This is a genomic window from Nonomuraea antri (assembly GCF_013283785.1).
Classification (GTDB): Bacteria; Actinomycetota; Actinomycetes; order Streptosporangiales; family Streptosporangiaceae; genus Nonomuraea; species Nonomuraea antri.
The window spans coordinates 45,074-64,703 of the sequence record NZ_JABCPZ010000010.1 but is presented as its reverse complement, the minus strand read 5'-3'; the positions used below and the strand labels follow the sequence as shown (position 1 = coordinate 64,703).

The following is a 19,630-nucleotide window of genomic DNA, read 5'->3' as shown; positions in this document are numbered from 1 at the left end:
AGCGCGCCTCGAACCCCAGGGGGTAGCAGCTGATGGCGCAGATCCGCGACTACAAGTCGGCGATTTCCGGGACAGGCGGCTCGTTTGCGCTGACCATGCCAGCCGTCGCACCGGGTGATGTCCTGATCGTCTGCCACTCGTGCGACACCGGTAGCACCGGCCAGATGCAGATCAGCGGCACGGGCTGGACCGACGCAGTGGCGCCGCTCGACAGCAGCGGTCTGTTCACCCGCGTCTGGATGAAGTCTGCTGGCCCGTCTGAGCCTGCGACGGTCACCCTCTACCAAGCCAGCAACGCCGATGGCGTGGGCGCGATCTTGTCCCTGTCGGCGGCCCAGTACAACCCGGCTGACTCCTGGTCGGGAGTCGACACCAGCAATAACACGACCGTGGTCAACATCGGCACCCTCGGGGATGCCGGGGATGTCGCCTTGATCTGGACCGCCGGTGCCGGCGGTGGCAGTCCCAAGACCTGGGCCGAACCGCCGGGCTGGTCTCCGCTGTTTGATGGGCAGTCGGGCAACTTCACCGTCGCCTGTCTCGTCAGCATGCTGTTCGGCGCGGGTGGCGATACGGGACTGGCCACGTTCACCCTGTCCGGCGATACGCCGATCGCACACACGATCGTGATGCGCGTCCGCAACTCCATCACGGACGTCGCGGTGAACGGCAGTGACACGGCAGCGGTGGGTGAGCAGGCCAATGTGCGGGCGGTCCTCGCCCGCTCCGACTCTGCCGCCGTGGTGGACACAGGGCAGGCGGCTCGGCTCGTCTCTGAGCAGGGCGCGGTCGCGGAAACGTCAGCGGTCACAGCGTCGGCCCAGCGCACGGACACGGCGGTAGTCAGCGACATCGCGGCCGCGGCCGGGACCGCGTCTCGGGCGGAGACCGCCGCGGCCTCCGAAACCGTCCAGATCACCTCGACGACCAGCCGCGCCGACACCGGTGTGCTCTCCGAGTCGGCTGCGGTCGCGCTCACGGCCTCCGACTATGGGGCGCTGGTCGACACTTCGTCGAAACAGGAAACGCTCGGCCCGGTCACCAGCGACGCCGCCAGCACGGTCGAGGCAGCAACGCTGGCCGCGGCTGTCGCCGGCGGTGACTTCGCCGCCCTGGAGGAGATGGCGCGGATCGACGTGGGGCGTTCGGCGTCCGAGTCGGCCACCGTGCTTGACCAGGCCGTAGCGGGACCGCTCACCGGCGAAAGCGTGAGCGCTGCTGAGACGGCCAGCGTCACCGTACTCATCACCCGCGCCGACTCGCTCACCGCTGCTGACACCGCCGTGGCTGGCCAGCCCGTTGGCGCGTCGGACTCGGCCGGGCTCGCCGAAACCGCGCTGGTCGTGGACCTCGGCAACGAGATCACCGGCGTCGACGGGCCGCACAGGAGTTGGGGCGCCGAGCTGGCCCCACGCGGGTGGGGCGCTGAGCCGCCGGCTTGTGCCTGGTCCGCATACACGTAAGGAGCCCGACTTGGGAGAGACGATCTCGTCGCTGTCGCGAGAGTGGCTGCCGATCTTCGTGCGCGGCGCGACGGCGACGGAGCAGGTGGAGATCGCGTTCACCGCGCCGGGGGCCGAGCCCGTTGAAGGGGACTGGCACGCCGCCGAGTGGAAGCCCGGGTCCGTGACCGACAAGGGCGCGACGGCGCGGATCCTGTTCGGCCCTGGGGGTACCGCCTCGCGCCCGGACGGCACCTGGCAGGCGTGGGTGCGGGTGACCGCCCAGCTTGAGAAGCCAGTCCTTCCCGCCGGGCTGATCGACGTCATCTAAGGAGTCTTCATGGATCGCCCGACGACCGGTCGGATCGTCCGCTACCGGGGCACGCAGGGCCTCCACGCGATCAGAGCGGCCATCGTGACCGCTGACGTGGACACCCTCGACCCCGCCGGAGTGCAGGTGGGCGCAGTCCCTCCGCTGGACTCCGCTTTCCACGTGCACCTGTGGGTGTTCACCCCTGGCGCAGCGGGCGGCTTCCCCGAGCACAACATCCCACCCGGTTCCGAGCCCGGCACCTGGCACTGGCCGGCGGCTGCTGGATGAGCATGCAGATGAGGAGCGTGGGCGATGCCGCTTCCCGATCGTAATGTGGAGTGGCCGCCGCCTGCGATCCGTCAGGAGATGCGGCTCTACGACACCCACGGAGCTTGGTACGCCGGTGACCCGGACAAGCTGGCGCAGGTGTACGGCGGCAATCAGGCACAGCCCAGGATGGGCATGGACCCGAAGGGCTGGGACCGTCCGATCACTCGTGCGGGCGGTTACCTCGGCCGGATGGTTCGGTACTTCTGGGGGACGCCGACCCCGGCCGCGCAGTCGCGGGCGACGAAGCTTCACATCCCGCTCGCCGCTGACATCGCCGCCACCTCGGCTGACCTGCTGTTTTCCGAGCCGCCCACTCTGAAGCTGAAGGGCAAGAAGGGACAGCAGCGGCTCGACTCCGTCCTGCACGAGGCAGGCGCGTACGGCAGCCTGCTTGAAGCCGCAGAGCTGGCAGCCGCGTACGGCGGCGTCTACCTCAGGGTGGGCTGGGACACGACCATGGCTGATCACCCGGTCGTGGACGCGCTGCCGCCGGACGCCGCGGTGCCGGAGTTCCACCATGGCCGGCTCAAGGCCGTCACTTTCTGGCGGGTCGTGCACGAGGACGCCCGATCCGGCGAGGTGTGGCGACACCTGGAGAAGCACGAGATCGGCCGCGTCTTCCATGGCTTGTACCTCGGCGACGAGGACCACCTGGGCAGGCAAATGCCGCTGGAGGACCACCCGGCCACCGCCGAGTTCGCGCCGCTGGTGGACGAAGACGGCGGGTTCGACAGCGGGTACGGGCGTGGCCTGCTGGTCGACTACGTCCCGAACATGAGGCCGCACAGGCTCATCAGGGGTACGGCGGTCGGCCGCAGCGACTACGCCGGTGTCGAGCCGTTGATGGACGCCCTGGACGAGACGTGGACGAGCTGGATGCGTGACCTGCGGCTCGGCAAAGCCAGGATCATCGTCCCGGAGGTGTACCTGACGACGGCCGGGCGTGGCCAGGCCGCGTCTTGGGATCCGGACCGGGAGATTTACAGCGCGCTGGGCGGCATGCTGCCGTCGCCGCAGAACCCCGGCAGCATGATCACCCTCAGCCAGTTCTCCATCCGCGTGCAGGAGCACGCCGACACGTCGAAAGGCCTGGTGGAGCAGATCGTTCGCGGCGCAGGATACGCGCTGCAGTCGTTCGCTGAGGGCGGCAACGGCCAGGCCAAGACGGCGACCGAGATCCACATGGAGAAGCACCGCTCGTACTCGACGCGCGGTCGGAAGATCGGCTATTGGACGCCGCGCTTGGCCTGGTTGGCGGAGGCGATGCTGGCAGTGGATCATGCTGTGTTCGGGACGAAGGTCGTGGCTGAGCGTGCCACCGTCGAATGGCCGGACGGCGTCATGCCGGACCCGGAGTCGATCGGGCGAACGCTGGACCTGCTGAACCGGGCCCAAGCCGTCAGCCTGGACACGAAAATCAGGTGGGTGCATCCCGACTGGGACGACGTCCAGGTCGAAGCTGAGAAGACGCGGCTCCGCGACGAGCTCGGCCTGAACGTGCCCGACCCGGCAACACTGGGCGAGACGTGGATCCCTGATGCGACCGGCGAGGACTGATGACCATCACTCCAGCCGGGGCGATCGAGGCTGGGCTGGAGCAGGCGCGGCTCATCGCAGCCATGTACGTCGACGCGGAGACGGCGCTCCTGGAGCGCATCGCCGCGCGGGTCGGCAAGGACCTCGACACCAGCGACGGCGCCGACTGGGCGGATCAGAGGCTCGCCGAGGTCACCCAGCTCCGCAAGGAAGCCGAGTCGATCGTCCGCCGTCTGGAGGCGGCCGCGAAGGCGGCCGCGCAGCGGGCGGTGCTGGACACCTGGGCCGAAGGCATGGACGCCGCGGTGCGCGGCGCGGTGCTGCAGGTCCATGACGCGAAGCTTCGCAAGCGGCTGGCCAAGGTGCTGCAGGATGCGAAGAATCTCGGCGCGGAGCAGGGCATCAACGCTGGTGAGGGCGTCGCCGAGCTGGCCGCCTACTCGGCCAAGATGGTTGCGGCGGTGAGCCAAGGCGCGCTTCGTGCCGTCGACTACATGTACCGCAGCGTGGTCGCCGAGACCGCCAGTCGGGTGCTGGTGGGTGCAGAGACTCTGGACGAGGCAGCGCAGCGGGCGCTCGACAAGTTCGCTGCGCAGGGCATTAGCGGGTTCGTCGACGGGGCGAAGCCGCCCCGCACGTGGAGCATGGCCGCCTACGTCGAGATGGCGATGCGCACGGCGACCGCCCGGGCGGCGGTGGATGGGCACCTGTCCACCCTGCGTGAGGCGGGGATCACCCTCGTCAGCGTGTCCCGGCTGCCGTACACCTGCAAGCAGTGTGCCCCCTGGGAGGGCGAAGTGCTGGCGCTGTCCGGTGCGGCTGGGATGCGCGTGGAGGAGAACCCTGCGACTGGCGTGCAGGTGTTCGTGAAGGTGGCGGGGGTGGTCGAGCAGGCGCGGCGGGAGGGGCTGCTGCACCCGTCCTGCGGCCACAGCCTGAACGCCTACCTTCCGGGCGTGTCCAAGCCGGCGCCGGTCGTACGGTCGGACACGACGTACGAGGATGCGCAGCGGCAGCGGTATCTCGAACGCAAGGTTCGCGAGCACCGGCGGCGAGCAGCGGTCGCGCTCGATGATGGCGCTCGGGCGAAGGCCGATGCGAAGGTGGCCCAGTACGAGGGGCAGCTTTCGGAGCTGACGGCGGGATCTGACCTGCAGCGGAAGATCAACGCCGCACGCCGGCGTGCTGCCGAGGCAGAGGACGATGAAGCTCGGGCGAAGGCTGAGGCGAAGGCGGCCGAGTACGAGGAGCAGCTTCGGGCCTTGCCGAAGGTGACGTCGCTTCGTCGCAGGCGGGAGCGTGAGAAGGCCGATGCTCCGCCGAGGGACCTGGACACGTTGACCGACGAGCAGCTCGCCGAGCAGGCAGCGAAGTTCGCCACCGACGAGCAGGCTATGGCGCGGCTCGAACAGGAGGTCAAACGCCGCGACGAGGCTGCGGCCGAGGTCGAGGAGACCGCGCGCCAGGTGGAGGAGGAGGCGTGGAAGCCGCCGGTCAAGCCTGGCACCGACAAGCGGATGACCAAGACCGAGGTGACCGAGCAGTTGGCCGCCTGGATCCGGATTCGGCTCCAGTCCAAGTACGGGATCGACCCGGCGGCGGCGTCCGATAGTGAGATCTTCGACGTCTGGGACGAGGAGCGGCGCGACGCTGATCCGGATACGTTCGCGGCGGCGATCATGGAGGCGGCCGACAGGTATGAGGAGGCCACTCCCGACCACCGGCCCGGCTACTACAAGTCGCTGTTTCGGGCGGTTCGAGGTGGCCGCCGCACCACGCGGAAGCCGACCCCGAGCCCCGAGCCGGCCAAGCCGCGTGAGGAGCCGAAGCGGCGGCAGAGCCCGGCCAGGGCCGACGACCCGATCGCGGCGCTGAGGGAGATCCACAACATCAACGATCTCAGCGACGACGACGTGATGGCGGTGATGGAGCGGTACCAGGACGACGACGACGGCATGTCCCGCCTGCTGGACGAGCTGGACCGCATCGAGCGGGAGACACGCGACGTCTGGACGTGGAACTGGCGCGAGGAAGAGACCGACGCCGACCGGCAGATCTCGGACCTGATCGCGTCGGGCCGCTACTCCTACATGGAGGCGTACGCCGAGGTTCACGGGCTGGACCCGGCCGAGCTGGAGCGTCAGGAGCGGCGGGCGCTGCTGGAGGCTGACCGTCGCCCGGGCGAGGACATCGACCAGGCGGTGCGCCGCTTGTACGCCGAATGGCTCGACCGGGCGTACGAGCGGGCCGAGGCCGACACGAACGGGTTCATGCTGAACGCCGAAGGGCGGGCGGCCGGGATCAACGAGCGGTCGCTGTTCTCCGGGCCAGGCGCACGCGCTCGGAAGTACGCCTCGGAGGAACTGCTGCGGTTCTGGCAGGACAGCCCGCGGCTGACACTCACAGAGTTCCGCGCGCAGTGGCTCGGGCGGGAGTCCGACCGGCGGGCGGCCGAGCAGATCCGCGCGGGCGGCGCCGGGAGGGAGTTCGGCGTATGACCATCACTGAGACCGACCGCCGGGCCGCGATCACGTTCGGTCGTCTGGCCGGTGAGCGCGGCATGCCGGTCACCGCCTGCCCGTACCGGGCGCGTGGTGATGCTCGGCAGCGTGCGTTGCGGCTGCTGTGGATGCGCACGTACGTGCGATACAACGCGGGCGCGTAGACGCCCCCTCTCAAGGCCCGCCTGGCGCGGGCCTTTCCCTTGTCCGACGACACGCTCCAGGAGGGCGATCTCGTCATGCTCGAAAACACCCTGCCGACCACGCCTGGCGCGCTGCTCGGCTACCGCAAGGACGGCGTCACCCCGATCTACCTGATCGCTGGTGGCGCACCCGAGGACGGCGAAGGCCAGTCGGAGCAGCAGGATGCGCAGATCTCGCCTGCCGAGACCGGGGTCACGCCGCCCGAGGAGCCCGCGGTCGACGAGCCGGTCAACCCGGACGCCCGGCGCGTGGACCAACTTCCTTCGTGGGCGCAGAAGCTCATCAAGGACGCGCGGAAGGAGGCTGGGGACTACCGTACCCGGCTGGCCGATGCGCAGAAGTCGGCCGACGAGGCCACCAAGCAGCAGGGGCCGTCGCAGGAGGAGATCACCAACCAGGTGAAGTCGGACTTCGCCCAGCAGATCGCCAAGGCCCTGGGTCTGGCGGCTGAGGAGACGCCGCCTTCGCCCGAGCAGGTGATCGAGACGCTGACGGCCGAGCGGGACACCACGGCGGCCGAGCGCGACAAGGAGCGTGAGCGGCACCGCCGCGCGCTGATCGAGCTCGCGGTGCATCGCGCCAGCCAGAAGGTCGGTGCGGACCCGGACGCCCTGCTCGATTCCAGGTCTTTTCTGAAGGCGGTCCGGGACATGGACCCGGACGCCGACAACTTCTCCACCAGCCTGGCCGAGACCATTCAGACGGCGGTGGAGAACAACCCGAAGTTCAAGGCGGCTTCCCAGGCGGGGCCGCCCGCGCGCTCGGGGGGTGAGTTCACCGGCGGGCCTGGTGAGCGAGCGCCGAGTTCCGAGCCCTCCATCGACGAGTTCCGCGCCCTGCGTAGGAAGCGCGCCTCGTCTGACCGCTGAAAGCGGAGTCGCTTTTAGCTTCCAAAGGAGTTGAAAGGCCCGAATGGCTAACACTTTTCTGACCCCGTCGATCATCGCCAAGGCGGCGCTGGCCACGCTGTACGAGACCTGTGTCATGGCGCAGCTCGTCCACCGCGACTATGAGGAGGAGTTCGTCTCTCGCGTCGGCGACACGATCTCCGTGCGGAAGCCGGCCGTCTTCACGGCGAACGAGTTCGATCGCGCGACCGGCATCCAGATCCAGAACGCGTCCGAGGGCAGCGTGCCGATCACGCTGAACCACTTCGCCGACGTCAGCTTCAGCGTGACGTCGGAAGAGCTCACGCTGGAGATCGAGGACTTCGGCACGCAGCTCCTCAACCCCGCGATGGAGGCGATCAGCCAGAAGATCGACCGGGACATCCTGTCGCTGCGCGCCGACATCGTGCAGCGCGTCGGCGTGGCGAACGCGCCGATCACGGGCGTGACCGGCAACGCGATCCACCCGTACGACGACCCGAAGACGGCCATCGACGCCAGGCGCGTGCTGAACCAGCGCAACGTCCCGGCGGCGGACCGTCACCTGGTGGTCGGCCCGGAGATCGAGGCGAAGTGGCTGTCGGACCCGCTGTTCCACCAGGCTGACACGTCGGGCACGACGGACGGTCTGCGTGAGGCGAGCCTGGGCAGGCGCGTGTTCGGGTTCGATGCCTTCCAGACCCAGAACATCGATGCCCCGACCGCGGCGCCGCCGGTGGGTCAGCCGAACACCGAGATCGGCGTGGGCTTCCACAGGACCGCGTTCGCCCTCGTGACCAGGCCTCTCGTCCTCCCGCAGGGCGCGGCCAACGCCGCGGTGGAGAGCTACAAGGGGTTCGGCGTCCGCGTGGTGATGGACTACGACATCTCGAAGAAGCAAGACATCGTCAGCGTGGACTGCCTCTACGGCGTCAAGACGCTCGACCCCCACCGGGCCGTCCTCATCCACGGGGTGCAGGCGGCGTGACGTTCGTCTACCGCAACTCCAACACCGGGCAGGTGGTCCCGCTCGAACAGCGGGACCCCTGCCTGGACATGTTGGACAACTGGAGCATCGTCGGCGGGCCTGAGCCCGCCGACGAGCCCGGCCCGGCTGGGCTGGGCCGCCCGTCCGATCACGACATCAAGGCCGTGTGGGTCGAGTACGCGGTCGCCTGCGGCATGCCCGAAGCCGACGCCAAGTCGCTGAGCAAGGCCGCGCTCATCGAGGAATTCGGGGGAGAACCCAATGGCGAGGACTGACCTGACTGCCGTCCCCGTGCCGCGCACGGGACTGGACCTCACCACCGCGCTCACGCCGGCCATCGCGGACGGGCACATGTTCGTCCACTCGGAGCGGCGGATGCTGCGGGTGAAGAACACCAATGCGTCGGCGCGCACGGTGACGGTGCAGATCCCGGCGACCGTGGACGGCCAGGACATCGTGGACAAGCCTTACGTCATCCCAGCGAACACGGGTGACGTGCTGATCCCCGCATTCAAGCCGATCTACCGGCAGACCAACGGCAAGGTCTACATCGACTACTCCGACCCGGTCGGCGTGTCGGTCGTGGTTCTCGAACTGCCGGTGTAGCTATGGCGTACGCGAACGCCGCCGACTACACGGCATACACGGGCCAGGCCGCGCCCGACGACATCGAGCGGCGGCTGGAGCGCGCGTCGGAGCGGGTCGACGAGTTGCTGTTCGCCTCGATCTACCCGACCGACGACGCCGGCCTGCCGACCCGGCCCGAGGACGCTGCGGCGATGAAGCGGGCGACGTGCGCGCAGGTCGCGTGGACGATCGCCGTGGGCGACGAGTTCGGCGTAGCCGCAGCGTTCAAATCGGTCAGCATCGGCTCGGTCCGGCTGGAACGTGGCGGCGCCGGTGACGCGCCGCCCCCGCGGTACTCCCCGGACGCCTCGTCGATTCTGCAGCGGGCCGGGCTGCTGCCCGGCTACATCCTCGACGGGAGCGTGTGGTGATGCTGCCCGAGTGGCTGCTGCGTCACAAGGCGACCATCGAACCGTTTCAGGGGGATGGCGCGTACGGGCCGGTGTTCGGGCCGGCGTTCGAGTCCCGCTGCCTCGTGGACGACGAGCGCAGGCTGGTCAGGGACGCCCAAGGGGCCGAGGTTGTCTCCGACACGACCGTGTTTCTCCCACCGGGCACCATCTGCCCGGAAGGGAGCAGGGTCACCGTCAACGGACGGCAGACCACCGTCATCACGTCCTTCTCCCGCGACGGCGGCGGGCTGCCGACGCCGGATCACGTTGAGGTGGTGTGCCGCTGATGGCCAACGCCGACTTCAACTCGCGAATCAGCGAGGAAGAGATCACCGAGCTGATCCGGAACGCAGCCGCCGATGGACTGCGGCTAGCTGCTGAGCATGTGCTGGCGGTGTCCAACCAGCGCGTCCCCCATGACAAGGGCGCGCTGGAGCGGTCGGGCAAGGCCCTCGTTCGACGCAGGAGCCTGCTCGCCGTCGTCCGCTACAACACGCCCTACGCGAAGGTGCAGCACGAAGATCTGTATCTCCACCACAAGGAAGGCCGGACGCCGAAGTTCTTGGAGCGCGCAGTCCGGGAGGAGGCGGAGGTGGTCAAGCTGCTGATCGCCAAGCCGATCCGCGAGGTGCTGAAGTGAGCTGGACACGCGACCTGCTGACCGGGTTCGCGGTCCTGCTCGGCGAGGCCGGCGTAGCCGACTGGAACCCGAACGGCATCTACGCCGACGAGCAGACGGCGATCACCATAGGTGGTCTTCCGGCCAAGCCGGACACCGCGATTGCGCTGGCGGTTTACGGCGTGGGCCAGGACGGTGACGACGTTGAGCAGCCGGACTCGGCCGTGCAGATGCAGGCCCGATTCCGCGCCAAGACGGACCCACGGCTGGTGGATGATCTCGCGGACGACGTGTTCGACGCGATCCACGGCCTGGCCAATCACACGCTCTCGACGGGCGTGCACGTGCTGCTCGCGCGCCGCACGCTGGTCGCTCCGCTCGGCCGCGACAGCTCGGGCCGGTGGGAGCGGGCGGACTCTTTCGACCTGATGGCTCATCGCCCGTCGCCGCATCGCGGCTGACCTGACGCATCTGCTGAAAGCGGTTCCGCTTTCAGCGCTTTTGCATGCCCATTTAAGGAGTGATCATGGGGCTGCGTTCCCTGCTCGCGAAGGACTGGAAGCTCGACGTCGGCACTGGGCCCGACCTGGAGAACCCTACGTGGCTCCCCGTGCGGGGCCTCACCAGCTTCCAGGAGACCACGGACGATAACACGGAGGACGACGGCGACTTCGACGACGAAGAGGGCTGGGGTTCCTCGGTCGTGACCGGCCGGACCTGGCAGATCGAGGCCGAAGGCCGCCGCAAGCGGACCGACGCCGCGGTGTTCACCGCCGACCCGGGTCAGGAAGCCATCCGGCAGGCCGCCCGGAAGGTGGGCTTCGGCGCGAACATCCCGGTCAGGTGGTACCGCCGGGACGGCGCGCCGGACGCCTACCGGGGCGTCTGCACCGTCAGCGAGTTCACCAAGGGCGGGTCGGTCACCGACTTGGAGCCCTTCAACTTCACCCTCCTCGGGCAGGGTGCACCGATCGAGATCGAGAACCCGGTGGCCACTCCGTGACGACCCAGTTCCAGGACCTCGACGACTTCTTCGACGACTCGCTGCCGCTCCCCGTGGGCGGGAAGTGGTATCGCGTCCCCGCCCCGGACGCCGAGGTCGGCCTGCTGTGCCAGCGGCTCATGCACGCCGGCCTGGCGGCCGAGCAGGGCCAGGCGGTGGACGACCCCAAGCTCACCGAGCTGGTCGAGGTCGTGCTGAACGACGAAGAGGAGCGCGACCTGTACCAGCGCATCCTCGGCCCGACCTGGGACGAGCTGCGCGCGGACGGGGTGAGCTGGCCCAAGATCCAGCACGTCGGCGCGACCGCGCTGGTGTGGATCGCGGCCGGTAAGGACGCTGCCGCGAAGGTGTGGGCCTCGGGCGGTACGACGGGGGAAGCCCCGGCCCCGAATCGGGCGACGCGCCGGGCGACAGCCGCGGCGGCGAAATCGACCCGATCTCGGGGATCCGCGACTACTACGACCCGGACGACGGCCTCTCGGTCTCGAAAGGCCGCACCGTCTCCTGGCACGACATCCTGAACCGTTGGGCGCTCGTCGAGCCGGACCTGCACGAGACGTTCGGCATCGACGTCGGCGAGCCGGGCGTGCTGCGGACCCGGTCGTGGCGGTGGCTGCGGGCGCGGCTGCTCGGACTGTTGACGTGTGACTCGCGGCTGGCCCGCTCGCTGGACCCCGAGGGGCGGCGGTGAGGCGTGTCCTTGACGCGTTCTGTGGTGTGGGCGGGGCGACTCGCGGCTACCAGCGCGTCGGGGTCCACGTCGTCGGCGTGGATATCCGGCCGATGCCGCGCTACTGCGGGGATGAGTTCGTGCGCGGCGACGCGATCGAGTACATCGCCGCGCACGGCCATGAGTTTGACCTGATCCACGCGTCGCCGCCGTGTCAGGCGTTCGCGACGTTGACGACCGGCACGAACCAGGGCCGCCGTGTCTACCCGGACCTCATCGCGGAGACGCGGCGGGCTCTGGAGGCGACCGGCCGGCCGTGGGTGATCGAGAACGTCCCGACCGCGCCGATCAAGCGGGACCTGATGCTGTGCGGCGCGATGTTCCCCGAGCTGGCGGTGCTGCGGCACCGATGGTTCGAGCTCGGCGGCATCCGCGTCGAGCAGCCCGAGCATCCGCAGCACCGCGGCCGTGTCGCCGGCTACCGCCATGGCGAGTGGCACCAGGGCCCGTACATCGCGGTGTACGGCAAAGGCGGTGGCAAGGGGTCCGTCGCCGAGTGGCAGCAGGCCATGGGCATCGACTGGACCAGCGCCCGCCGGGAGATCCGGCAGGCGATTCCTCCCGCCTACACCGAGTTCATCGCTCGGGCTGTCCTTGACCAGCGTTCCGCTGGCTTCACCCCAGTCCAGACCTCAGGAGGTGAATCCCGGTGGCGCTGAATGTCGGCGAGTTGTTCGCGACGATCGAGGTGCGGGATCGGGGCACGCACACGGTGCGCCGGTTCATGTCCTCTGTCCGGGAGGCCGCGAAGAAGGTCGACATCGACATCGGCGGCCTCGCCAAGCGCGCGGGGTCGGTGGGCCTACAGTTCACCGGCGCGGCGCTCAAGGCTGCCTTCCTGGCGGCCTCGATGGCGACGGCCGCGCAGGGCGCGGTCGGTCTCGCTGCAGCGTTGGCCCCGGCGGGCGGGATCGTTGCTGCTCTGCCGGGTGCGATCGCGCTGACTCAGGCGGCGCTGGCCACGCTCAAGATCGCGCTGACCGGCGTCGGTGACGCCTTCTCTGCGGCCCTGGGGGACGACCCGAAGAAGTTCGAGGAGAGTCTGAAGGGGCTGTCACCTGCGGCGCAGGCGGCTGCGCGTGAGCTGCGCACGGTCAAGCCGGCCGTGGACGGGCTGCGGTCCGCCGTGCAGGACGCGTTCTTCGCGCCGCTGGCTGGGCAGATCCGGGCCGTCGCGGACGCCGTGGTTGGGCCGCTGCGCAGCGGGATGCAGGGCGTTGCGGGGGAGTTCGGTCTCGCTGGTGCGGCAGTGGCACGGTTCGCGTCCTCCTCGGCGACGGTGTCGGCGATCACGAGTGTCTTCGGGTCGCTGCGGTCGGCGGTCGCCGCGCTGCGGCCTGCCATTGAGCCCGTCCTGGCGGGCTTTCGCGACATCGCGGTTGTGGGTGCCCAGTTCTCGTCCGGGCTGGCCCCTGGTATCGCTTCGGCGGCGACGAGGTTCGGCGAGTTTCTTTCAAATGCTGCTAAAAGCGGTTCCGCTTTTAATTGGATGCAGACCGCCGTCGATGTGTTTCGGCAGCTCGGCCAGGTCGCTGGTGACGTCGTCGGCATCATAAAGTCGATCTTCACCGCGATGTCGTCGGGCGGGCAGGGTGCGCTCGGCGTGGTGGGCCAGCTCCTTGATCAGCTCAACGCCTTCCTGTCGAGCGCTGAGGGCCAGAAGATCTTGGTCACGATCTTCCAGAGCCTTTCGGCTGTCGGAAGTGCCTTGATGCCGATCTTCAAGGCGCTGGCCGGTGCGGCAGCGCAGGTCGCGCCGCACATCGCGTCCATCGCGACGGCCTTGGGTCCGGGGCTGGCGGCTGCGGTCTCGGCGCTCGGGCCGGCTCTGGCCGCGCTCGGTCCTGGACTGACGCTAATTGCGGAAATGCTTTCAAAGGCGTTCGCTTCGCCTGAGCTGCAGGCGGGCTTGCTCGCGCTGGGTCAGGGACTGTCGACAGCACTCGCCGCAGTCGCTCCACTACTTCCTGTAATTGGCCAGCTTGCGGGCATTATCGGCCAGGCCCTGGGTGTCGCGCTCACGAATCTGGCGGCACTACTTGGGCCGCTGATCGCGGCGCTGGCGGAAGCGCTGGCTCCCGTTCTGTCGCTGATCTCGACCGCCTTCGCGACGCTCGCTCCGATCATGGAGCCCGTTTTGTCGCTTTTGGGACAATTGGCGGCCACGGTGATCACCGCATTGCTGCCGCCTTTCCTGGAACTTGTCCCAATTCTCCAGAATCAGCTCTTTCCTGCCTTTTCATCCCTTTTTAAGGCAATTGAGCCTCTTCTCCCGATCTTTACCGAATTGGCGGTCAAGTTCGTCGAGCAGGTCCTGAAGTCGTCCCCGATGATCGGCCTCCTGACGAAGCTCACGCAAGGCTTTGCGACTTTCGCCGTCAAGGTCGCGGAAGTGATCAACATCATCGTTCCTTGGATCGAACGTGTGGTCGCCAAGTTCCAGTGGTTCTATAACGTGCTGATCGGGCACAGCATCATTCCGGACCTGGTCAACGGTATTGGCAGGTGGCTCGGAACCACGCTGGTCGGCTTCTTCCGTGATCTGCCAGGCAAGATCAAGAACGCGGTATCGAACATAGGTTCGGTAATGGCGGGCGTAGCCCAGTCGGTCGTGGACGGCTTCTGGGGCAAGCTCCAGTCGCTGGCCTCCAACCTGTACGCCAAGGTCAGCGGCTTCTTTTCCAACATCGTCAAGAGCGCCAAGGACGCCCTCGGCATCAACTCACCATCACGCGTGTTTGCCCAGATCGGGCACTTCATGATGCGTGGCATGTCGATCGGCATCGACAAGACCCGCGGACTCGTCGTCTCCTCCGTGAAGAAGGCGGCGGCGCTCACTGCGAAGACCGCGATGCCAGACCTGTCAGTACCCGGGGTCAACGTGCCCGAAGGACTCGGCGGCGGCCGGGCACTGTCGCGCACGGTGGTCAACGTGACCAACCACTATCCGCAGGCCGAACCCACGAGCGTGAGCGTGAACCGGTCGCTCCAGTACGTCGGCGCGATAGGAGTGATCTGAGGTGCCTAGCTACTCGCTCGACGGCGTGCCGCTGGACCATCCGGCCGGCTGCTGGAGACTCAAGAAGGGGACGCAGAGGCGGCCCTTGCCCGGCGCGCGGGCCGTCAAGGTCAGCGTGCCGGGCAGGCACGGGGACATCCCGGTCGTCGGCCTCGACCTGGAGGCCACGACGTTCGGCCTGGCCTTCAAGGTCAGCTCGGCCACCCCCGCGGGGGCGGACGGCGGATATGAGCAGATGGAGCGCAACCTGGAAGCGCTGTCGGCGCTCCTTGGGACGCGGCACCGACTGATGAAGCTCCGCTACCAGGCGGGCAACCTCGTCCGCGTCGCCGACGTGCAGATCACGGCCAGCACCGAACCGGAGGTCAACACCGGCGCCGCAACCGCCCGACTCACCGCAGTGGTCGAGGTGCCGGGCGCGCTGTGGCGCGACGAGACCGAGTCCACCTGGGAGGGCGCGCCCAACCAGCTCGCCCAGGCCGTCACCAGCCTCGCCGGCTCGACCGGGCCCATCGTGGACGCGCTGCTGCGCTTCACAGGCCCGGCCGTGCAGCCGTCCATCGGAGACGTCGCAACGGGCGGATGGGTGCTCCGCGCAGGTGGCCTGCTGGCGGGGGAGCGGCTGATCATCGACTGCGGCCGCATGCAGGCCGCGAAGGTGACCACGGACACGTGGAACCTGGCCAGCGGGGACGACGTGACCGGGGAGATCGACGCAATCGGCCCCGGCTCACAGTTCCGCTGGCTGCACCTGACGCCATCCGTTGCGGTTAACGACCCGTTCTCCCGTGCGGTGCTGGTCTCCACAGCCGCCACGAGCACGAACGCCTCGTCGAAGGTGGAGATCAGGGCGCGGCGCGCCTACCTATGACCGGCTCGCGCGGGGCTCTGCGCAGCAGCGACCGTCAGCCGCTCCGCCAGGAGGTCGGCGTCGAGCTCTGGCGGTCACACGGCGGCGAGCATGACGCTGGCGGAGTCATGTGGAGGTCGCTTGGGCCGTGAAGAGGGAGGATCACGATGCCCTCGATTATGGTGAGGCAGGATAGGTTGTGGCTCAAGATCATCGGCATTGATTACTGACTCAATCTTGCAGCCATCGGCTTTCGACAGGGTCGTTAGCCTCAATCGCTAGCGCGTCGAGCGCTACCTGCATGCTCGCGGGATCCCGAATGAGCCCAGGATGCTGGCCGAGGTAGATAATCTCGCGATTGGTCAAGGTGCGAAAGTTCATGGCGCCGTTGACTTTGATCACCAGTATGGAGCCAACGAGTCCGGCGGCCGTTTCGGTGTTGTCGAGGGCGGTGATGAGCTTGCTGACTGCTTCGGCATTCAGAGAGTTAACGTTGGCCTGCTGTTCTTCTAGCGGTAGTTCGGCTACGCGGCGCATGGCGTCGCCAAGTTCCTGAGCGCCCCGGCGTTGCGTCCAGAGGCGGAACCGCTGAAAGAACGACCCTTCTAAGGGTGGGAACTCCTCGGTGCTGCCGTACTCCTCAGCAAGGTCTCTCATCGCTTGGCGCGCTGCCAGATGGTCTCCGTGTTTGATATAGAGAACTAACGGGACATGCCGTGCCATGTTTTCCGGGAAGCCGATGCTAAGTTCGTCTAGCGCATCTGCAAACTCATCCTCGATCGTACTTGCAGGAGGCTGGGATTGCGGACGGTAGTGCAGCCACTCTGTCTCGGGCACCAGCAGCCCAGTATGGTCTGTAACGCCCAGCACATTCAGCAGGTTGGCTGTCCGCTGCTTGAGTCGGAACAGGTTCTGGGTTAGGAGGATGGCTGAATAGCGATGGGCTTGAACGTCACGGTCTCCAAACCCGGGTAGTAGGGAGACCTCGTTGGCGTAATCGGCGGCGGAACTATCTACCTTTGAGATAGTCCATTCGATTTCCTCAAGATTCTCGATCACCTCCACCTCGGAGATCTCCGATAGAGGCGGATTCTCGACCAGATTCATAATCTTGTACTGATGCGCGAGAAGTGTGGCGCTGAGGGAGTGGGCATCGAGGCGGTTTAACTCGCGCCGGATAGCGGCGATGAAGTCGTGGGGCGAAGCCATCTCAGGAGGATCCTCCTATCGTTGATATGCAGTATCAAGGCTGAGCAACGAAGAATGCCGGATGTGCCGACCCGGCCGAAGTGTGCAATTAGAAGCTTCACCACCTGATAGCCGCTAAGCAGGTGATGATCTCAGGGAAGCGTCCATCGATGTGAGGTTGCGCGCAACCTGCTTTGTCGATCAGCGTACGCCGCTGCGAGTCATCTCCGTGAGAATCTGCAGAAATCAGGGCGAGACGTCGGCTGTCCGAAGCCGTGACCATCGAATGGGCAAGGGGGCCGGTGTTTGATCTTCGACTCGTAGCCTACGCGCCTTTCGGTGGCCGGCTCGGTGTGCTCCCGCACCCGCTGACGTTCGAGGCGGGTTTGCCCTTGAACGATGTGCCGTCGCTCAAGCTGACCTACACCACCACCGCGGTGGGCGCCGCCCTGCTCCACCAGCCATGCGAGATCGCCGTCGAGTGGAGCGTCGACGGCACCGTCTGGACCGAAGGGCCCGACTCGCGGTTCCTGCGCATCAAGCGCCGCGGTGACAGCTCCGACTCGACTGGGCTGTTCAGGTTCGAGCTGCCCGGCTTCGTGTGGATGCTCCGTAAGGTGGTGCTCCACCCCGGTGCGGTGCCGCTGGTGGACGGCAAGAGGGCGTTCCTCTCCGCGACGGCGGGCGAGATCCTGCAGACGTTCATCGCCGAGGCCAAGGCCCCGGGCCGCGAAGCGGTACCCGGCCTGAACTGGGACTTCAACCCGGACGAGGACAGCGCAGGGCACGCCTGGAACAAGGTCATCAACATCTACTACCAGCCCGGCATGGACGCGCTGACGGCGCTGCAGAACCTTGCCGAGCAGGGCGTGTGCGACTTCCGCATGGCTGGCCGCACGCTGCAGGTGTTCAACCCTGACACGCTGAACGACGACCTGGCGGCCGGACCTGCCCCGGTGGACCTGCGATACGGCCGCGACATCGCGGAGGCGCCGGACGACGCGACGCTGGAGGATCTGGCGTCGTCGGTGCTGCTCGTCGGGGACCACGGCCTGGTGAAGACGTTCACCAACCCCGCTGCAGCGCAGCCGTGGGGGCGGTGGGAGCAGTACGTCGGCGCGGGCGGCATCGCCGACGAGGGCACTGCGACGATCCTCGCGCAATCCGCGCTCGAGCGCGCCGGGCGCGAGCGGGTGCAGCGAACGCGAGGCATCGTCATCCCCGGCGCACGCTGGTTGCCGCTGAAGGACTACCAGCCCGGTGACCGGGTGCTCGCGCCAGGAGACGGCGGAGTTCTGGAGCCGCTGCGCGTCCGGCAGGTGACGTTGGCGCGCACCTCGACAGGCGTGCTCGGCGGGTCGCTCGTCCTCAACGACCGGTTCTTGGAGCGGGACATCCGGCTGGCCCGCCGGACGGCCGGGATCGTCGGCGGTTCGACGGCGGACGGAGGGTCAGGGGCGCAACCGAGCCCGGAAGCGCCCGAGCCGCGCACGCCGGCGGCCCCGACCGGACTGCTGGTGAACCCGCTGCCGTACATCGATGAGCACGGGCTGCCGCACGGGCAGGTGACGGTCTCATGGGGCGCAGTCACCACCGATGCCGGAGGGGTCGCGCTCACCGTGGGCGGCTACGAGCTGTTCATGCGGATCAACCAGCAGGGGCAGCCGTGGTTCCTCGTCACCTCCACTCCGGCGGGCGACACCACGGCCACGTACTCGCCGCTCGTCAGCGGCGAGTCGTACGCCTTCAAGGTCCGGGCGGTGAACGTCGGCAAGACCGGCCCGTTCTCCAGTCAGGTGGCGGTGACGATCCCCGACGACGACGAAGCGCCGCCCGTACCGACCGCCCCGCAGCTCTCCACGCGGCTCGGCGTGGTCCGGGTGACCTGGTCCGGGCTCGGGGTCGGCTCGGCGCCGATGCCGCCGGACTTCCTGCACGTCCGCGTGTGGATACAGGACCCGCTTGCGCCCGGCTGGTCGGAGATCGGCGTGCTGGGGGAGGCCGGGGCGATTCTCGTGCCGGGCCTCTCGTACGGCGCGGACAGGCAGTTCCGGTTCACCGCTCGTGACAGGTCTGGTAACGAGTCGGCTCCGTCCGCGTCGGCGACGATCGCCGCGGTGCAGCTCGTCCAGGGCGACGCCGCGAACGAGTCGATCACGACGGGCGCGCTGGTCGCGAACGCGGTCACTACTGACAAGCTCGCGGTGGGCGCGGTCGATGCGCAGCACATCAAGGCCGGCGCGGTGGTGGCCGACAAGCTCGCCGCGGTGCTCACGCTGTCCACCCGCGTCGTCGCGGGCAGCGCGTCCGGTTCTCGGGTCGAGCTCAACAGCTCGGGCCTGGCGGCGTTCAACGGCTCCGGCCAGCAGACCGCCAGCATCTCGGCCGCCACGGGGGCGGTGTCCATCGTGGGTCAGCTCGCGTCCGGGGTGACGGGCGCGCGGGTGGTGGTCAACCCTGCGGGCGCGGCGGCCCCTGAGATCCGGTTCATCCCTGGCAGCGGCATCAACCAGTCGCGTATCTACAGCGACGGTAGCCGCTTCACAGGGGAGGCGACCCTGATCATGGAGTCGGGCACCAACCAGCCGGGCACCGCGATGTGCCGCCTGACGCACGCGGCCGGCTTCTGGCAGGCAGCGATCCTGAACCCGTCGAACGGTGAGCAGCGCGGCGGCGCGGTGTCGGCGGTGGAGGGGCAGGCGTCGATCGGGTGGACGCACCCGACGCAGCAGGACCAGCTCCTTGTGCTCGACCAGGCGGGGACGCTTCACCGGGGCACGTGGATGTACGCCGACGACTCCGGTCTGATCATGATTTCGGTCACGGCGACGAAGGGCGCCACCTACTACCAGGTGGTGCTCGGGTACAGCTTCCCGACCGTGCCGAAGGTGGTGTTCACGGCCGAGCAGACCACGAACATGCAGCTGTATTCCCGCAGCAACGGCGACCTGTTCTTCTACGATCCGGCCGCTGGGTCTCCCGCGCCGAGCCGGACGTTCCATATCTGGGCCTGGAGGTGACG

The 19,630-nt window shown here is 68.1% G+C and carries 21 protein-coding genes; 20 read left to right on the top strand and 1 reads right to left on the bottom strand.

Features of this window, described 5'->3' with window-relative positions; all coding sequences use genetic code 11:
• Positions 1 to 32 precede the first annotated feature (32 nt).
• The 19 genes from HII36_RS05485 to HII36_RS05395 all read left to right on the top strand — a co-directional run bounded on the left by HII36_RS05485 (position 33) and on the right by HII36_RS05395 (position 15,441).
• Positions 33 to 1,463 (top strand): hypothetical protein, encoded by a 1,431-nt coding sequence (locus HII36_RS05485; protein WP_173521941.1) that lies wholly within the window; start codon positions 33 to 35, stop codon positions 1,461 to 1,463.
• A gap of 10 nt (positions 1,464 to 1,473) precedes the next feature.
• On the top strand, positions 1,474 to 1,773 hold the full coding sequence (locus tag HII36_RS05480) for a hypothetical protein (protein ID WP_173521940.1): 300 nt from the start codon (positions 1,474 to 1,476) through the stop codon (positions 1,771 to 1,773).
• A 9-nt stretch (positions 1,774 to 1,782) separates the two neighbouring features.
• Positions 1,783 to 2,043, top strand: coding sequence for a hypothetical protein (locus HII36_RS05475; protein ID WP_173521939.1), 261 nt, complete (start codon positions 1,783 to 1,785; stop codon positions 2,041 to 2,043).
• Between the two features lie 24 nt (positions 2,044 to 2,067).
• A complete protein-coding gene (locus HII36_RS05470) occupies positions 2,068 to 3,642 on the top strand; it encodes a phage portal protein (RefSeq protein ID WP_173521938.1) in 1,575 nt (524 codons plus the stop codon).
• Complete coding sequence (locus HII36_RS05465) at positions 3,642 to 6,119, top strand: phage minor capsid protein (RefSeq protein ID WP_173521937.1); 2,478 nt, start codon at positions 3,642 to 3,644, stop codon at positions 6,117 to 6,119. The genes HII36_RS05470 and HII36_RS05465 overlap by 1 nt, the downstream gene beginning before the upstream one ends.
• Positions 6,116 to 6,286: an Rmf/CrpP fold protein gene (locus tag HII36_RS05460; RefSeq protein ID WP_173521936.1), complete on the top strand. Its 171-nt coding sequence runs from the start codon at positions 6,116 to 6,118 to the stop codon at positions 6,284 to 6,286. Before HII36_RS05465 ends, HII36_RS05460 begins: the two co-directional genes overlap by 4 nt.
• Positions 6,287 to 6,325: 39 nt before the next feature.
• Positions 6,326 to 7,195: a hypothetical protein gene (locus HII36_RS05455; RefSeq protein WP_173521935.1), complete on the top strand. Its 870-nt coding sequence runs from the start codon at positions 6,326 to 6,328 to the stop codon at positions 7,193 to 7,195.
• 43 nt (positions 7,196 to 7,238) lie between these two features.
• Positions 7,239 to 8,180, top strand: a complete 942-nt coding sequence (locus tag HII36_RS05450) for a P22 phage major capsid protein family protein (protein WP_173521934.1) — start codon at positions 7,239 to 7,241, stop codon at positions 8,178 to 8,180.
• Positions 8,177 to 8,455 (top strand): hypothetical protein, encoded by a 279-nt coding sequence (locus HII36_RS05445; RefSeq protein WP_173521933.1) that lies wholly within the window; start codon positions 8,177 to 8,179, stop codon positions 8,453 to 8,455. Before HII36_RS05450 ends, HII36_RS05445 begins: the two co-directional genes overlap by 4 nt.
• Positions 8,442 to 8,786, top strand: coding sequence for a hypothetical protein (locus HII36_RS05440; RefSeq protein ID WP_173521932.1), 345 nt, complete (start codon positions 8,442 to 8,444; stop codon positions 8,784 to 8,786). Before HII36_RS05445 ends, HII36_RS05440 begins: the two co-directional genes overlap by 14 nt.
• Before the next feature lie 2 nt (positions 8,787 to 8,788).
• Positions 8,789 to 9,178 (top strand): hypothetical protein, encoded by a 390-nt coding sequence (locus HII36_RS05435; protein WP_173521931.1) that lies wholly within the window; start codon positions 8,789 to 8,791, stop codon positions 9,176 to 9,178.
• On the top strand, positions 9,175 to 9,486 hold the full coding sequence (locus HII36_RS05430) for a hypothetical protein (RefSeq protein ID WP_217369197.1): 312 nt from the start codon (positions 9,175 to 9,177) through the stop codon (positions 9,484 to 9,486). The genes HII36_RS05435 and HII36_RS05430 overlap by 4 nt, the downstream gene beginning before the upstream one ends.
• The gene (locus HII36_RS05425; RefSeq protein ID WP_217369196.1) at positions 9,486 to 9,839 is read left to right on the top strand and encodes a minor capsid protein; all 354 of its coding nucleotides are present in this window, start codon (positions 9,486 to 9,488) and stop codon (positions 9,837 to 9,839) included. Before HII36_RS05430 ends, HII36_RS05425 begins: the two co-directional genes overlap by 1 nt.
• Positions 9,836 to 10,279 carry a minor capsid protein gene (locus tag HII36_RS05420; RefSeq protein WP_173521930.1) on the top strand — a complete coding sequence of 148 codons (444 nt, stop codon included), beginning with the start codon at positions 9,836 to 9,838 and terminating at the stop codon, positions 10,277 to 10,279. The genes HII36_RS05425 and HII36_RS05420 overlap by 4 nt, the downstream gene beginning before the upstream one ends.
• A 65-nt stretch (positions 10,280 to 10,344) precedes the next feature.
• Positions 10,345 to 10,821: a phage tail tube protein gene (locus tag HII36_RS05415; protein WP_173521929.1), complete on the top strand. Its 477-nt coding sequence runs from the start codon at positions 10,345 to 10,347 to the stop codon at positions 10,819 to 10,821.
• A complete protein-coding gene (locus HII36_RS05410) occupies positions 10,818 to 11,342 on the top strand; it encodes a DUF7426 family protein (protein ID WP_173521928.1) in 525 nt (174 codons plus the stop codon). The genes HII36_RS05415 and HII36_RS05410 overlap by 4 nt, the downstream gene beginning before the upstream one ends.
• 289 nt (positions 11,343 to 11,631) lie before the next feature.
• A complete protein-coding gene (locus HII36_RS05405; RefSeq protein WP_217369195.1) occupies positions 11,632 to 12,210 on the top strand; it encodes a hypothetical protein in 579 nt (192 codons plus the stop codon).
• Positions 12,201 to 14,570: a phage tail protein gene (locus HII36_RS05400; RefSeq protein WP_173521926.1), complete on the top strand. Its 2,370-nt coding sequence runs from the start codon at positions 12,201 to 12,203 to the stop codon at positions 14,568 to 14,570. Before HII36_RS05405 ends, HII36_RS05400 begins: the two co-directional genes overlap by 10 nt.
• A 1-nt stretch (position 14,571) precedes the next feature.
• The gene (locus HII36_RS05395; protein ID WP_173521925.1) at positions 14,572 to 15,441 is read left to right on the top strand and encodes a hypothetical protein; all 870 of its coding nucleotides are present in this window, start codon (positions 14,572 to 14,574) and stop codon (positions 15,439 to 15,441) included.
• A 210-nt stretch (positions 15,442 to 15,651) separates the two neighbouring features.
• Here the strand turns inward: HII36_RS05395 and HII36_RS05390 are convergent, their stop codons facing one another.
• Complete coding sequence (locus HII36_RS05390; protein ID WP_173521924.1) at positions 15,652 to 16,629, bottom strand: hypothetical protein; 978 nt, start codon at positions 16,627 to 16,629, stop codon at positions 15,652 to 15,654.
• 371 nt (positions 16,630 to 17,000) lie between these two features.
• Between HII36_RS05390 and HII36_RS05385 the strand changes: the two genes are divergently transcribed.
• Positions 17,001 to 19,628, top strand: coding sequence for a fibronectin type III domain-containing protein (locus tag HII36_RS05385; RefSeq protein WP_173521923.1), 2,628 nt, complete (start codon positions 17,001 to 17,003; stop codon positions 19,626 to 19,628).
• Positions 19,629 to 19,630 lie beyond the last annotated feature (2 nt).

What these genes read in the sequence shown, in the direction of transcription:
- HII36_RS05470 (WP_173521938.1), top strand. Translation starts at nt 2,068, where the DNA reads ATGCCGCTTCCCGATCGTAATGTGGAGTGGCCGCCGCCTGCGATCCGT.
- HII36_RS05465 (WP_173521937.1), top strand. Translation starts at nt 3,642, where the DNA reads ATGACCATCACTCCAGCCGGGGCGATCGAGGCTGGGCTGGAGCAGGCG.
- HII36_RS05415 (WP_173521929.1), top strand. Translation starts at nt 10,345, where the DNA reads ATGGGGCTGCGTTCCCTGCTCGCGAAGGACTGGAAGCTCGACGTCGGC.
- HII36_RS05450 (WP_173521934.1), top strand. Translation starts at nt 7,239, where the DNA reads ATGGCTAACACTTTTCTGACCCCGTCGATCATCGCCAAGGCGGCGCTG.
- HII36_RS05435 (WP_173521931.1), top strand. Translation starts at nt 8,789, where the DNA reads ATGGCGTACGCGAACGCCGCCGACTACACGGCATACACGGGCCAGGCC.
- HII36_RS05390 (WP_173521924.1), bottom strand. Translation starts at nt 16,629, where the DNA reads ATGGCTTCGCCCCACGACTTCATCGCCGCTATCCGGCGCGAGTTAAAC.
- HII36_RS05485 (WP_173521941.1), top strand. Translation starts at nt 33, where the DNA reads ATGGCGCAGATCCGCGACTACAAGTCGGCGATTTCCGGGACAGGCGGC.
- HII36_RS05425 (WP_217369196.1), top strand. Translation starts at nt 9,486, where the DNA reads ATGGCCAACGCCGACTTCAACTCGCGAATCAGCGAGGAAGAGATCACC.
- HII36_RS05475 (WP_173521939.1), top strand. Translation starts at nt 1,783, where the DNA reads ATGGATCGCCCGACGACCGGTCGGATCGTCCGCTACCGGGGCACGCAG.
- HII36_RS05440 (WP_173521932.1), top strand. Translation starts at nt 8,442, where the DNA reads ATGGCGAGGACTGACCTGACTGCCGTCCCCGTGCCGCGCACGGGACTG.
- HII36_RS05460 (WP_173521936.1), top strand. Translation starts at nt 6,116, where the DNA reads ATGACCATCACTGAGACCGACCGCCGGGCCGCGATCACGTTCGGTCGT.